At 66.5% G+C, this 14,011-nt stretch carries 14 protein-coding genes; 7 read left to right on the forward strand and 7 right to left on the reverse strand.

Going from position 1 to position 14,011, the window contains the following annotated elements; translation table 11 throughout:
* Positions 1 to 97 precede the first annotated feature (97 nt).
* Genes gspK through gspG form a run of 5 tightly spaced genes read right to left on the reverse strand, consistent with a single transcriptional unit; the run spans position 98 to position 3,199 of the window.
* Complete coding sequence (gspK, locus tag GXN78_RS19580) at positions 98 to 1,189, reverse strand: type II secretion system minor pseudopilin GspK (RefSeq protein ID WP_106555092.1); 1,092 nt, start codon at positions 1,187 to 1,189, stop codon at positions 98 to 100.
* Complete coding sequence (locus tag GXN78_RS19585; RefSeq protein ID WP_106555091.1) at positions 1,186 to 1,854, reverse strand: prepilin-type N-terminal cleavage/methylation domain-containing protein; 669 nt, start codon at positions 1,852 to 1,854, stop codon at positions 1,186 to 1,188. Before GXN78_RS19585 ends, gspK begins: the two co-directional genes overlap by 4 nt.
* Entirely contained in the window at positions 1,854 to 2,219 is a 366-nt protein-coding gene (gene gspI / locus GXN78_RS19590) for a type II secretion system minor pseudopilin GspI (protein ID WP_106555090.1), read from the reverse strand. Before gspI ends, GXN78_RS19585 begins: the two co-directional genes overlap by 1 nt.
* Before the next feature lie 58 nt (positions 2,220 to 2,277).
* Positions 2,278 to 2,784 (reverse strand): prepilin-type N-terminal cleavage/methylation domain-containing protein, encoded by a 507-nt coding sequence (locus GXN78_RS19595; protein ID WP_106555089.1) that lies wholly within the window; start codon positions 2,782 to 2,784, stop codon positions 2,278 to 2,280.
* Positions 2,759 to 3,199 (reverse strand): type II secretion system major pseudopilin GspG, encoded by a 441-nt coding sequence (gene gspG, locus GXN78_RS19600; RefSeq protein ID WP_106555131.1) that lies wholly within the window; start codon positions 3,197 to 3,199, stop codon positions 2,759 to 2,761. The genes GXN78_RS19595 and gspG overlap by 26 nt, the downstream gene beginning before the upstream one ends.
* Before the next feature lie 65 nt (positions 3,200 to 3,264).
* Here gspG and GXN78_RS19605 point away from each other — a divergent pair, with 65 nt between their 5' ends.
* Complete coding sequence (locus GXN78_RS19605; protein ID WP_106555088.1) at positions 3,265 to 3,804, forward strand: type II secretion system protein N; 540 nt, start codon at positions 3,265 to 3,267, stop codon at positions 3,802 to 3,804.
* 6 nt (positions 3,805 to 3,810) lie between these two features.
* On the opposite strand, the gene ilvA is transcribed toward GXN78_RS19605, so the two are convergent.
* Positions 3,811 to 5,364, reverse strand: a complete 1,554-nt coding sequence (ilvA, locus tag GXN78_RS19610; protein ID WP_106555087.1) for a threonine ammonia-lyase, biosynthetic — start codon at positions 5,362 to 5,364, stop codon at positions 3,811 to 3,813.
* Between the two features lie 255 nt (positions 5,365 to 5,619).
* Between ilvA and GXN78_RS19615 the strand changes: the two genes are divergently transcribed.
* The gene (locus tag GXN78_RS19615; RefSeq protein WP_106555086.1) at positions 5,620 to 6,069 is read left to right on the forward strand and encodes an OsmC family protein; all 450 of its coding nucleotides are present in this window, start codon (positions 5,620 to 5,622) and stop codon (positions 6,067 to 6,069) included.
* An 18-nt stretch (positions 6,070 to 6,087) separates the two neighbouring features.
* Here the strand turns inward: GXN78_RS19615 and coq7 are convergent, their stop codons facing one another.
* Positions 6,088 to 6,717: a 2-polyprenyl-3-methyl-6-methoxy-1,4-benzoquinone monooxygenase gene (gene coq7, locus GXN78_RS19620; RefSeq protein ID WP_106555130.1), complete on the reverse strand. Its 630-nt coding sequence runs from the start codon at positions 6,715 to 6,717 to the stop codon at positions 6,088 to 6,090.
* A 282-nt stretch (positions 6,718 to 6,999) separates the two neighbouring features.
* On the opposite strand from coq7, the gene GXN78_RS19625 reads away from it, so the two are divergent.
* From GXN78_RS19625 to GXN78_RS19645, 5 genes are all read left to right on the forward strand, one after another.
* On the forward strand, positions 7,000 to 8,241 hold the full coding sequence (locus tag GXN78_RS19625) for a porin (protein WP_106555085.1): 1,242 nt from the start codon (positions 7,000 to 7,002) through the stop codon (positions 8,239 to 8,241).
* A 186-nt stretch (positions 8,242 to 8,427) separates the two neighbouring features.
* Positions 8,428 to 10,014 (forward strand): ABC transporter substrate-binding protein, encoded by a 1,587-nt coding sequence (locus GXN78_RS19630; RefSeq protein WP_106555084.1) that lies wholly within the window; start codon positions 8,428 to 8,430, stop codon positions 10,012 to 10,014.
* Between the two features lie 116 nt (positions 10,015 to 10,130).
* On the forward strand, positions 10,131 to 11,111 hold the full coding sequence (locus GXN78_RS19635) for an ABC transporter permease (protein ID WP_106555083.1): 981 nt from the start codon (positions 10,131 to 10,133) through the stop codon (positions 11,109 to 11,111).
* 2 nt (positions 11,112 to 11,113) lie between these two features.
* Positions 11,114 to 12,370, forward strand: coding sequence for a M20 aminoacylase family protein (locus tag GXN78_RS19640; RefSeq protein WP_106555082.1), 1,257 nt, complete (start codon positions 11,114 to 11,116; stop codon positions 12,368 to 12,370).
* 25 nt (positions 12,371 to 12,395) lie between these two features.
* A complete protein-coding gene (locus GXN78_RS19645) occupies positions 12,396 to 13,994 on the forward strand; it encodes an ABC transporter substrate-binding protein (RefSeq protein ID WP_106555081.1) in 1,599 nt (532 codons plus the stop codon).
* Positions 13,995 to 14,011 lie beyond the last annotated feature (17 nt).

The raw sequence follows: 14,011 nt of genomic DNA on the forward strand, positions 1-14,011 counted from the left end.
GTTCACATCTCTCGCTACAAACTTGATAGCGTCTTCAGCACGCGGCGTGGGCGCTTCGACGCATTTAATCCGATAAGCGTGACCAAAGGTTTCCGCTTCAAGACTTCGGCGCCGTCGACGTGGCGCCGGCACCACGTTCGCGCCAGACGATGCGAAGCTCGAGGTTGTCGCGTTGGAGCAGCGAGTGCTCCTCGACCCAGGCATTGTCCAGCCGCAGCCGGCCTTGCACTTCGAAAAAGCGAGTCGCCACGGCGTGCTGGGTGCTGTTGAATTGGCCTGAGCCTTGGGCGATGACCTTGTTGGCGTCTTCCAGGGTGCGGAAGTAGCGCGACGCGCGCTGCGCGACCACGCGCTTGGCCGTCGCCAGGTCGAGCGAGGGCACGCTGGCGGCCATCGCTTCGGCGCTGGCGGTGTTGATGTTGAGCGGCATGCGCTCGGGCAGGATGGTGACGTAGGGCTCCAGCGCAGCGACGGTGGACGGCGACAGCCCCAGCCAGACCAGTTGGGCGGTGCGCTGCGGCAGCAGCGGGCCGGATGCCGAGCTGTCCGTGGTGGCCTGCGCGCCGGTGGTGGTGCCGGTGCCGGTAGTGGTCGTAGTGGTGGTGGTACCGGTGGTGGTTCCCGTGCCCGTACCCGTACCCGTGGCAGCAGCCGGGGGCAGGGCGCGCCTGAGCTGGGCCGCAAGCACCGGCACCTCCTGCGCGGGTAGCCCCAGCAGCTCGAACAGCTTGGTGAAGGCGGCGATCTCGGCCGGCACCGGGACGCCGTTCACCACCAGGTTCATCACGTTCATCTTGGATTGGGCGTCGACGATGCGGCCCTGCAGAAAAGCCTCGGGCAGCCCTTCGAGCGCATCGCTGGCGATGTTCTTCTCGGCCGCGAGGAAGCTCGACAGCTTGGCTTCCTCCAGTGGCACGGCCCAGGGCTCGGCCAGGTGGTCCGCGCCGCCGCCGGCGGCCGTGGTGGCGCGGGCATCCTCGCGCAGTATCAGGCGCGACCAGTCGAGCGCGCCGATCAGCACCCACGACGATTGCACCCGTCCGCGCTCGGCAGCCTCGATTTCGACGGCGCGCCATTGCTGCCAGAGCGCCGCCGCGGCGAAGGTGGCGACCAGCGTGACGGTGAGCATGGCCGTCAGCAGCGCCGCGCCGCGGGAGCGTCGTGATGCGGTGCGGGCAGGCGGCTTCATGAGGATTTGGCCGCCGAGGCGGTGGGTCGGACCCAGTCGCGCGTGAGCAGGCCGGCGAGCGCCGGGCCGGGCGGCAGGCTCAGCACGAGGCGCACGCCATCGGGCAGCGGCGTGTTGGTGCCGAGTGCGGCGGCGCCGACGGCCGGACCCCACGCGTCGTTGCGAAAGTAGAAGAGCTGCCAGGCTTCCAGCGGCACCAGGCCGAGTTCGGTTCCGCGCAGTTCGTTGGTGCTGCCGCCGCCGTCCTGGGCCCAGGCGGCGGCGCGGTCCCAGGCCTGCTGCCATTCGGGGCGCGTCGTGAAGCCGGGCGATTGCCAGCGGTACCAGCGTGCCGTGCCGGTCGCATCGGCCCGCAGGGTCCAGGCCACCACGTAGACCGCGGGCAGGGCCGTGTCGGTGCTGCGCCGCGTGAGGCGCAGCACACGGCCGTCCCAGTCGATGGGGCGCGTCTGCGACAGAGCCACCGTGGCGTCGAGGTCGGCCGTCCATTGCGACAGCGTGGTTTGCAGCGTGAGCACGGCGTCGCTGCGCTCGCGGTTGATGGACTGGGCGCGCGCCATACCTTCGAGGCCTTGCCAGCTGACCAGCGCAAGCAGCGCCATGATGGCGATCGCCACCAGCAGTTCGATCAGCGTAAAGCCGCGGGTGGCGCGCGTCGTTGCCATCAGAAGCGTCCTACGACGGTGGAGAGGCGCAGCACTGGCGCATCGAACGCGTCGCGCACCTGCACGTCGACGCGGCGGAAGTTCGGGTTCAGCGTGGGCGTGGTCGAGACGGTGACGGCGAAGCTGTTGTTGGCCTGGGTGCAGACCAAGCCGGCATCGCCGATCGCGGGCATCTGGCGCGCGAGGCGGGCCTTGATCAGCTCGTTTTCTGCACAAAGCTGGGCCAGCAGCAGGTCCGACTGGCGCTGTCCATTGCGGGTGAGCGCGTTTGTGGCCTGGGTGCCAGCCGCCAGTGCGATCGCGATGATGCCGAGCGCGACCAGCACCTCGACTAGGGTGAAGCCGCGGCTTGCGCTGCGCTTCATTGGACAAGCTCCGCGCTATGCGCTGCGGTGCTGTTCGACTTGGCGGCCGCCTGGCGTCTCATGGCGAAGCCACCGCGAAGGGCCGCAGGCCATCGGTCGCGATGCGCAGGGTGCGCGCCGGCGGGCCCTCCGCCGTGAGCAGAACCTGCTGCGCCGCGATGATCGGATCGGGGCCCAACTGCAGCGCCGCGACCGGCGAGCCGTCCGCCATCAGCGGCTGCGCCGTGATGCCGGCGGAAAGCCATTGGGTGGGCAAGGTGCCGGACGGCAGGCCGTCGAAGCTGAAGTTGGCCGCCTCTTGCGGTGTGACGCGCCAGCGCACCGCCATGCCGCTGGCGCGCGACTGGGCGCGCGCCGCTTCGAGCAGGGCCGAAAGGCGCTCGGCTTCGCGGTCCAGGCTTTCCTGGCCCGTGTCGCGCAGCGCGAGTCCGACGCCCGCGGTGGCGATCGCGATGATCGCGATCACCACCAGCAGCTCGATCAGGGTGAAGCCGCCGGCGTGGCGGTGGCGGGCGCCCAGGCAGCGGGGAGCGACGCGCCTATTGCCAGCTGCCGATGTCGGCATTCTTGCCTTCGCCGCCGGGCTGGCTGTCGGCGCCGAGCGAGAACACGTCGATCTCGCCCTTCAGGCCGGGGTTCATGTACTGGTAGGGACGGCCCCAGGGATCGTTGGGCAGCTTTTCGACGTAAGGCTTCCAGTTGGGTGCGGCCGGTCCCGTGGTCGGGCGCGCAAGCAGTGCCTGCAGGCCCTGCTCGGCCGTCGGGTAGCGCTGGTTGTCGAGGCGGTAGAGCTTGAGCGCCTGCATCAGGTTGTTGACGTCGGTCCGCGCGGCGGTCACGCGCGCGTCGTCGGCACGCTCGATCACGTTCGGCACGATCAGGGCTGCGAGCACGCCGATGATGACCAGCACGACCATCAGTTCGATCAGCGTGAAGCCGCGCTGCACGGCGCGCGCGAGAGGGCGGTGAGGAAAGGGCATGAAGGTGGGAGGAGGGACTGGGAAGAATGCGCGTTGGCGCTTGTGCTGCATGATAATCCGGCCCCATGTCAGCTTCCTACGCCCCCGCCCGCTGGCCTTCGGCCACCGCGACGACCGCCCTGTGGGCGCTGGCCGCCGCGAGTGTCGTGTTCTGGGGGCTGCGGCTGATGTCACCGTCGGATGCCGTCGCGCCGCCCGCGCTGAGCAGCAACGCTGCGGCAAGCGTGGATCCGGCAGCGGTCGCGCAGATGCTGGGAGCGGTGCCGAGCCAGGCCGCGGTCGTGGCCACACCGGACGCCGCCAGCCGCTTCCAACTGCTGGGCGTGGTGGCCGACGCCGATCAACAGGGGGCGGCGCTGATCGTCGTGGACGGCAAGCCGCCGCGGCCCTTCCGCGTCGGCGCCAAGGTGGCCGATGGCTATGTGCTGCATTCGGTCAGCGCCCGTGCCGCCTCGCTCGGCGCGAGCGTCGACGCGGCGCCGGCCTTCACGCTGCAACTGCCGACGCAGCCGCTGGCCGTCAATGCACCGCCGCCGGCCGCGGCCGACGCTCCCCCGCCCGTGGTGGCGCCGCCGCCACCTCCACGGGGCGGCGTCCGGCGCTAAAGGCCTCTAGGCCTGCAGGAACAGCCGGTAGACCGGGTTGCCGGTTTCCTCCACGAAGGGATAGGCGAGCGTCCGCAGGAATTCCTCGAAAGCCGCGTGGTCGACCGCCGGAACCTGCAGCCCGACCAGGATGCGGCCGTAGTCGGCGCCCTGGTTGCGATAGTGGAAGAGGCTGATGTTCCAAGTCGGCCGCATCAGGCTCAGGAACTTGAGCAGCGCGCCGGGCCGCTCGGGGAACACGAAGCGCAGCAGCCGCTCGTCGTGCGCCAGGTTGCTTCGGCCGCCCACCAGATGGCGGATGTGCTCCTTGGCGAGCTCGTTGTGCGTGAGGTCGATGCAGCCGTAGCCGTGGGCGAGGAAGGTCTCCATTATGGTCTTCGACTCGCCGCGCGTCTGGGTGGTCAGACCCACGAACACATGCGCCTCCTTGGCGTCGCTGATCCGATAGTTGAACTCGGTCACGCTGCGCGAGGCGCCCGGCAATTGGCCGATCAGCTCGCAGAAGCGCCGGAAGCTGCCGCGCTCCTCGGGGATGGTGACCGCGAACAGGGCTTCGCGCTCCTCGCCCACCTCGGCGCGCTCGGCGACAAAACGCAGCCGGTCGAAGTTCATGTTCGCGCCGCACAGGATGGCCGCGTAGGTCTGGCCCTGCGTGCCGTGCGACTCGACGTATTGCTTGATCGCTGCCACTGCCAGCGCTCCGGCGGGCTCGACGATGCTGCGTGTGTCGATGAACACGTCCTTGATGCCTGCGCAGACGGCGTCGGTGTCGACGGTGATGAATTCGTCCACCAGTTCGCGTGAGATCCGGAAGGTCTCCTCGCCGACCAGCTTGACCGCGGTGCCGTCGGAGAAAAGGCCTACGTCGGGCAGCGTCACCCGTTCGCGCGCGGCGACGGAGCGCATCATCGCGTCGGAGTCGTTCATCTGGACGCCAATCACCTTGATCTCGGGCCGAACGGCCTTGATGTAGTTGGCAACGCCCGAGATCAGCCCGCCGCCACCGATGGCGACGAAGACCGCATCGAGCGGGCCCTGGTGCTGGCGCAGGATCTCCATCGCGATCGTCCCCTGGCCAGCGATGACATCGGGGTCGTCGAAGGGGTGAACGAAGGTGAGGCCGTGCAGCTTCTGCTGTTCCAGCGCGTAGCCATACGCGTCGGAGTAGCTGTCGCCGTGCAGCTGCACTTCGCCGCCGAGCCCGCGCACGGCGTCGATCTTGAGCTGCGGCGTGGTCACGGGCATCACCACCACAGCGCGCGCGCCGAGCTTGCGGGCGCTGAGCGCGACGCCCTGGGCATGGTTGCCGGCCGATGCGCAGATCACGCCCTTGGAGAGCTGCTCCGGGCTCAGGTGCGCCATCTTGTTGTAGGCTCCGCGCAGCTTGAAGCTGAAGACCTCCTGCTGGTCCTCGCGCTTGAGCAGCACCGTGTTGCCGAGCCGCGCGCTCAGGGCCTGCGCCGGCTCGAGCGCGGACTCCACCGCCACATCGTAGACACGGGCCGTGAGGATCTTCTTCAGGTAGTCGGCGGGCGAAAGCGGAGCGGGCGGTGTGGACATAGGGCCGCGATCATAGGCCTGCCATCCTTGCCCGCAGGCGCGGGCAAGAAAAAAGCCCCGGGCCTTGCGGCTCGGGGCTAAATCCACCAATTGGGAGGGTGGAGGAGACAACCGGTGCACACGAGTTCGTGTGCGATGAAATAAAGTATACCGACTCATTGTTGCAATGCAACAAGCGAGTGACTCTTTTCCAACACAAATCGACGCCGACGTGATTTTTCTTGCCGTGCGTCGCGACTTCTGGAGTCTGCAAGGATGGAATGCACAGTGAGCTGGACCGGCAACGCGGGGGCGCGATCGGCCATGGGCTTCGTCGCCGAGACCGGCAGCGGCCATGTCCTGATGATGGATGGCGCGCCGGACCCGTCGAAGCCGGAGAACGGTGGGCAGAACCTGGCGGCCCGGCCGATGGAAACCGTGCTGGCCGGCACCGGCGGCTGCACCGCCTACGACGTGGTCCTGATCCTCAAGCGCGGCCGGCACCAAGTCGAGCGCGTCAGTGTCAAGCTGAGCAGCGAGCGGGCAGAGAAAGATCCGAAGGTCTTCACCAAGATCCACATGCACTTCACCGTGGCAGGCAAGGGCATTCCGGCCGCAGCGGTCGAGCGCGCGATCGCCCTGAGCCACGATACCTACTGCTCGGCCAGCGTCATGCTGGCCAAGACGGCCGAGATCACGACCAGCTTCGACCTGATCGAAGCCTGAGCGCGACCCCGGCGTCGCTCAGATGCGGTGGGCGACCGTGGTCATCACGCGCGAGGCCAAGCGCATCAGGGCCTTGGCCGGCGCCGGCAGTTCCTGTGCGCCGGCGCTCCAGGCCTGCGCCGCATGGCGCGCCTCGTCCAGCTTCATCTGATTGACTACCGCCCGCGAGGCCGTATCGCCTGCGGGAAGACGGTCGAGGTGGCCATCCAGATGGGCCTCGACCTGCCGCTCGGTCTCTGCCACGAAACCCAGGCTCAGCGGGTCGCCGAGCCGGCCGGCCACGAGGCCAAGCCCGAATGCGCCCAGATACCAGAGCGGATTGAGCACCGACGGGTGTGCACCCAGTTCCTCGAGCCGCTGCTGCGTCCAGGCGAGGTGATCGGTTTCCTCGCGTGCAGCCTCGTCGAAGTGCGCCCGCAGCTTGGGATCGCGCGTGACGGCCGCCTGCGCTGTATACAAGGCCTGGGCACAAACCTCCCCGACATGATTCACGCGCATCAACGCCCCGGCTTCCCGGCGCTCGCCTTCGCTCAGCTCCCTGTCCGAGCTGTCCGGCAGCGGCGCGGCGCGCGTCGCATGGGGCTTGGCAAACAGGGTGCGCAGGGCTGCATCCGCGGTGCCGAGGACGGCGTCGAGCGAGAAGGTCATGGGGCGATTGGAACCGATGCGCAATAGGTCACTTGCACAGCAGGTCTTGTTTCATATCGCGAGATCTTGCAGGCAGTTAGTGCTTTGTTGCACTACTGCAACGAAACGGCGGAGCCGGCTGTGTTTTCGGGCGATTTGTTTTGCCCAGACGAAGCCGCTCTGGTGCAATAGCGACAACTTCCCAAAAGGAGGTTGGCCCGGGGTCCGGTGGGTGCACAGAAGTGCCAGTCACGGTGAGCCCTTCGCACCGGAGCCCTATGTTTAACCTTGGAGAAACTTGCAATGAAAAAATCTCTAGTTGCCCTGGCTGCTCTGGCTGTTGCCGGTGTTGCCTCGGCGCAGTCGTCCGTGACGCTGTTCGGCGTGGTTGACGCTTCTGTCAGCAGCTACTCGAACAAGTCGGATCTCGCGATCCCGTCCCTGACCAACCCCTTCCTGGTTGACAGCATCAAGGTCAAGCGCACCGTTCTGGCGAACTCGGGTTACAACTCCAGCCGTCTGGGCTTCCGCGGTACGGAAGACCTCGGTGGTGGCCTGGCAGCCAGCTTCTGGCTCGAAGCCCCGATCTCCAACGACGACGGCCAGCAAGGCGTTGCGACCTTCGCCCGTCGCTCGACCGTGAGCCTGTCGGGTGGTTTCGGTGAACTCCGTCTGGGCCGTGACTACACCCCGACGTTCTGGAACGACACCGTGTTCGACCCCTTCGGCACCAACGGCGTCGGCACCAACCTGATCAGCACCGCGAACACCGGCTTCGGTACTTGGCTCGGCGGCGGCACCACGAGCGTCCCCGGCTTCACCAACGTGACCGGCAGCAACTACGTTCGTGCCAGCAACTCCATCGGCTATTTCCTGCCCCCGAACCTCGGTGGCTTCTATGGCCAAGTGATGTACGCCTTCCACGAGCGTGACAAGTTCGATCCGGGCACTCTGACGCCGACCGCGCTGAACACCCAGCGCACCGGTCGTTACGTCGGCGGCCGCTTCGGTTACGCCAACGGCCCGCTGGACGTGGCTGCCGCTTACGGTCAAAGCACCATCGGCGACAACTTCTTCGTCGGCACCACGACCAACGTGAAGACCTTCAACCTGGGCGCTTCGTACGACTTCGGCGTCGTGAAGCTCTTCGGTGAATTGTCGAAGGCCAAGAACGAAGTCGACACCGACAACTCGTTCATCGCCCAGCCGACCGACGTGGACCTGAAGGGTTGGCTTCTCGGCGCGACCGTGCCCGTCGGCCCCGGCCTGATCCGTGTTGCGTACTCTGCTGTCAAGTACGACTTCAACCTGCCGGCCACGCTGTTCACCACGACCGACGATCCGAAGGCCAACAAGTTCGCCATCGGCTACGTGCACAACCTGTCGAAGCGTACGGCCCTGTACGCGACGGTGGCTCGCATCCGCAACAAGAACGGCGCTGGCTTGACCCTGGGTGGCCCGTCCTTCGTGACGACCTCCGGCGGCGCGGCCTACCTGCCGAAGACCTCGACGGGTTACGACTTCGGTATCCGTCACGCTTTCTGATCTGAAGCTGGCGTAAGCCAGCTTTGAATGGGAAGTTCTTGAAAGCCGCCCGACGAAAGTCGGGCGGCTTTTTTCTTTTCCGGGCTTTCGCGAACAGGGATATCCCTTGGGTCAGCGTTCTCCCGTCTCTCAAGCTGGCGCGGGTGTTGCATAGTCCGCGTTTTGACTTGTGACGGAAGGTTAACCATGGGTTCCAAGCGCGTACTGTTTCCCATTGCCCTCGCCCTCGCGGCCGCCGCGTTGGCGACCCCTGTGGTGCATGCCAAGACCTTCAAATGGTCGAGTGCGAGCGACATCCCCACGCTCGACATCCACTCGCAGAACAATGCCCTGGGCAATGGTGTGCATGCGGCCATCTACGACTCGTTGGTCTACTACAACAGCAAGACCTTCAAGCCCGAGGCCCAACTGGCGAGCAGCTGGAAGAATGTGTCCCCGACGCAGGTGCGGTTCACCCTGCGCAGCGGCGTCAAGTTCAGCGACGGGTCTGCGCTCACAGCCGATGACGTCGTGTATTCGCTGACGCGCGCAATGGCCAAGACCTCCAATTACGCGGTCTATGCCCAGGGCATCGACAAGGTGGTCAAGATCGACGAGAACACGGTCGATATCCTGCTCAAGGGCCCCAATCCGGTGCTGCTGAACCAGCTGACCGAGCTTCGCATCATGAGCAAGGCCTGGGCGGATAAGAACAAGTCCGTCGAGCCGAAGGACATCAAGACCCCCGAGGAAAGCTACGCCCATCGCAATGCCATGGGCACCGGCGCCTTCATGGTCAAGGAATGGCTGCCGGACCAGCGCCTGGTGCTGGTGAAGAACCCGCACTACTGGGGCAAGAACGATTCGAACGTGACCGAGGTGGTCTACACCCCGATCAAGCAGGAAGCCACGCGCGCGGCGGCGCTGCTTTCCGGCGAGGTCGACTTCGTGCTCGACCCCAGCCCGCAGGACTTGGGCCGTCTGCGGCAGAGCGGCAACCTGAAGGTCGTCGACGGCATCGAGAACCGCACCATCTTCTTCGGCATGGACCAGTTCCGCGACGAGTTGCCCGGCTCCAGCGTCAAGGGCAAGAATCCGCTGAAGGACCAGCGTGTTCGCATGGCGCTGTACCAGGCCATCGACATCGCGAGCCTGACCCGCGTGACCATGCGCGGCCTGAGCCAGCCCACCGGCGCCCTGGTGGCACCACAGGTCAACGGCTGGAGCGAAGGGGTGCACAAGCGCCATCCCTATGACGTCGAGGCTGCCAAGAAGCTGCTGGCGGACGCCGGCTATCCCGGCGGCTTCGAGGTCGATTTCGCATGCCCGAACAACCGCTACATCAACGACGAGGAAATTTGCCAGGCGGTGACCGCCATGTGGGCGCGCGTCGGCATCAAGGCCAAGTTGCGCACGCTGCCGCTGGTGACCTACTTCCCGATGATCCAGCGCTTCGAGGCCAGCATCTACATGCTCGGCTGGGGCGTGCCGACCTTCGACGCGCTCTACAGCCTGCAGTCGCTCACGCGCTCGGTGGGCGGCGGCGGCGACGGCAACTACAACGTCGGGCGCTACAGCAATCCGAAGATGGACCAGCTCGTCGACCGCGTAAAGACGGAGACCGACATCCCGGTGCGCGACCGCCTGCTGACCGAGGCGCTGCAGTTGCAGAACGACGACGTGTCGCACATCCCGCTGCACAACCAGATCATCCCCTGGGCGATGAAGAAGAACATCGAGGTGGTCCATCGCGCCGATAACCGGCTCGATTGGCGCCTCATCAAGGTGAACTGATCCGCGCCCAGAGCCTGCCGCATTTCTGTCGAGCCCCGGGCGCGCCGCAACCCGGGGAACCACCTCTTGGGCATGCGGCTTGCTCTGCTAGCATTCTTGAACACGTGCTCTGCTGAATGATTGCTTTCGTACTGCGCCGCCTGATCCAGGCCGTGATCGTCATGGTCGCGGTTGCCTTCATCGCCTTTCTCCTGTTCCAGTACGTGGGCGATCCGGTCGTGTTCCTGCTCGGCCAGGATGCGACGCCCGAGCAGATCCGCGAACTGCGCTCCGGCCTCGGGCTGGACAAACCCTTCTTCGTGCAGTTCTGGCACTTCCTGGTCAACGCCTCGCAGGGCGAGTTCGGCCTGAGCCTGCGCCAGGGCAGCAAGGTCTCGCGCCTGATCGGCGAGCGCTTCCCGGCGACGCTCGAGCTGGCACTCGTCGCCGCCTTCCTCGCGCTCGCGGTCGGCATCCCGATGGGCGTCTACACGGCGCTGCGGCGCGGCACCTTCATGAGCCAGGTGTTCATGACGATCTCGCTGCTGGGCGTCTCGCTGCCCACCTTCCTGATCGGCATCCTGCTGATCCTGGTCTTCGCCGTGCTGCTCGGCTGGTTCCCCAGCTTCGGTCGCGGCGAGACGGTGCAACTGGGCTGGTGGAGCACCGGCTTGCTGCGCGCCGACGGCTGGATGCACATCGTGCTGCCGGCCATCACGCTCGCCATCTTCCAGCTCACGCTGATCATGCGGCTGGTGCGCGCCGAGATGCTGGAGGTGTTGCGCACCGACTACATCAAGTTCGCACGCGCCCGCGGCCTGTCGGACCGGGCCATCCACTTCGGCCATGCGCTCAAGAACACGCTGGTGCCGGTGATGACCATCACCGGCCTGCAGCTCGGCGGCCTGATCGCTTTTGCCATCATCACCGAGTCGGTCTTCCAGTGGCCCGGCATGGGCCTGCTCTTCATCCAGGCCGTGACCTTCGCCGACATCCCGGTGATGGCCGCCTACCTGTGCCTGATCGCGCTGATCTTCGTCGTCATCAACCTGGTCGTGGACCTGCTGTACTTCGTGGTCGACCCGCGGCTGCGCATCGGCAGGGCGGGAGGGCATTGACGATGGACAGCAGCCCCCGCTTCCAGGCTTCCGGACGGGCCTTCGCGCACATCGCGCGCTTCCATCCCGAGATCACCGCCTTCCGGCGCGACCTGCATGCCCACCCGGAGCTCGGCTTCGAGGAGATCTATACCTCCGGCCGCGTGCAGGAGTCGCTGCGGGCCTGCGGCGTCGACGAGATCCATCCGGGCATCGGCAAGACCGGCGTGGTCGGCGTGATCCGCGGCCGCTCCACGGCCAGCGGCCGCATGATCGGCCTGCGCGCCGACATGGACGCCTTGCCGATGTGCGAGGACAACGACTTCAACTGGCGCTCCGCGAAGAAGGGCCTGATGCACGGCTGCGGCCACGACGGCCACACCGCCATGCTGGTCGGCGCCGCGCGCTACCTGGCCGAGACGCGCGACTTCGACGGCACCGCCGTGCTGATCTTCCAGCCCGGCGAGGAAGGCTTCGCCGGCGCGCGCGCGATGATCGAGGACGGTCTGTTCGACCGCTTCCCGGTCAGCGCGGTCTACGCAATGCACAACTGGCCCGGCCTGCCCGCCGGCACGGTGGGCATCAACCGCGGCGCGATGATGGCGGCGGCCGACCGCATCACCATCGAGATCACGGGCAAGGGCGGCCACGGCGCGCATGCTTACCTCACGGTCGACCCGGTGCTGGTGTCGGCCCACATCATCACAGCCGTGCAGACCATCGTCTCGCGCAATGTGCGACCCATCGACGCGGCCGTGATCAGCATCTGCGCGGTGCAGGCCGGCGACCTCGGCGCCATGAGCGTGGTGCCCGGCAAGGCGACGCTGGTGGGTACGGTGCGCACCTTCAGCATCCGCGTGCAGGCGCAGGTCGAGCAGCGGCTGGTGGAACTGTGCTCCGCGGTCGCGGCCGGCTTCGGCGCGACGGCGCAGGTCAAGTTCGAGCGCATCTACCCCGCCACCATCAACACCGCGCCCGAGGCCTTGTTCGCCGGCGACGTCGCGCAGTCCCTGGTGGGCGCGCACAACGTCGAGCGCAACATGGAGCCGAGCATGGGCGCCGAAGATTTCTCCTTCATGCTGCAGAAGAAGGCCGGCGCTTACATGCGCATCGGCCAGGACGCTCGCGGCGGCGCATTCCTGCACAACAGCCGCTACGACTTCAATGACGAGATCCTGCCGCTCGGCGCCGCCCTGCATGCCGGCCTGATCGAGCAGGGCATGCCCCTGAACGCCGTGGACCGGCCCGCCAAGAGCGTGGTTGCATCCGCGGCGTCCTGAACGTTTTCAACCGAGGAGTGCTTCCATGAACCTGAGAAACAAGCTGGCCGCGATGGCCGTCATGTCCGCGCTGGGCGCGCTCTGCCTCCCCGCGGGCGCGCAGACGATCCGCGTCGCGAATCAGGGTGATGCGCTTTCGCTCGATCCGCACTCGCTCAACGAGTCGCTGCAGCTCTCGGTCGATCTCAACGTGTACGACGCGCTGACCGATCGCAACAAGGACCTGAGCCTCGCGCCATCGCTGGCCACCTCCTGGCGGCAGACATCGCCGACGGTGTGGCGCTTCGAGCTGCGTAAGAACGTCAAGTTTCACGACGGCACGCCATTCACCGCCGATGACGTCCTCTTCAGCATCACGCGTGCGGCCGGCGACGGCTCGGACGTGAAGGCCAAGGTGAACGACATCAAGGAAGTGCGAAAGGTCAACGACCATGCGGTCGACATCGAGACCAAGGGGCCGTTCCCGATCCTGCCGGACGTGTTGTCGGACCTCGCGATCATGAGCAAGAAGTGGTGCGAGGAGAACAAGGCCGAGAAGCCCGTCGACCGCCGCAAGGGCATCGAGAACACCGCCTCGTTCAAGGCAAACGGCACCGGGCCCTTCCGCGTGCGCGAGCGCCAGCCCAATGTGCGCACCGTCTTCGTGCGCAACAACACCTACTGGGGCAAGATCGACGGCAACGTGCAGGAGGTGATCTTCACCCCCATCGCCAATTCGGCGACGCGCGTGGCGGCACTGATGTCGGGCGAGATCGACGTGATGGAGCCGGTGCCGGTGCAGGACATCGCGCGCATCAATGCCAGCCCGAACGCGCAGGTGGTGGTCGGCCCCGAGCTGCGCACCATCTTCCTGGGCATGGACCAGAAGCGCGACGAGCTGCTGTACTCGAGCGTCAAGGGCAAGAACCCCTTCAAGGACAAGCGCGTGCGCCAGGCCTTCTACCAGGCCATCGACATCACGGGGATCCAGCGCACGGTGATGCGCGGCGCCTCGCGGCCCACGGGACTGATGGTGGGCCCCGGCATCAATGGCTGGACCGAGGCGCAGGACAAGCGCCTGCCGCAGGACGTCGAGGGCGCCAAGAAGCTGCTGGCGGACGCCGGCTACCCGAGCGGCTTCGAGGTGACGATGAACTGCCCCAACGACCGCTACGTCAACGACGGGCAGATCTGCCAATCGGTGGCCGCGAACCTCGCGCGGATCGGCGTGAAGATCAATCTCGCGGCCGAGACCAAGGGCACGTATTTCCCCAAGATCCTGCGCCGCGACACCAGCTTCTATCTGCTCGGCTGGACGCCGACCACCTACGACTCGCACAACGCGCTCGACGCGCTGATGCGCTGCCCCGACGACAAGACGGGCGACGGCCAGTTCAACCTCGGCTCGTACTGCAATCCCAAGCTCGACGAACTGATCGGAAAGATCAAGTCGAGCACCGACAAGACGGAACGCATGGCGATGATCCAGGAAGCCTTCAAGATCCATGCGGACGAAATCGGCCACCTGCCGTTGCACCAGCAGTCGCTGGCCTGGGGCGTGAGCAAGAAGGTCGCGCTGACGCAGCGGGCCGACAACTTCATGCCCTTCAAGTGGATGAGCATCCAGGGCCCCGCCAAGCCCTGAGGGCTTGACGGCACATG

The sequence above is a fragment of the Variovorax sp. WS11 genome (assembly GCF_010499245.1).
Lineage (GTDB): Bacteria > Pseudomonadota > Gammaproteobacteria > Burkholderiales > Burkholderiaceae_C > Variovorax.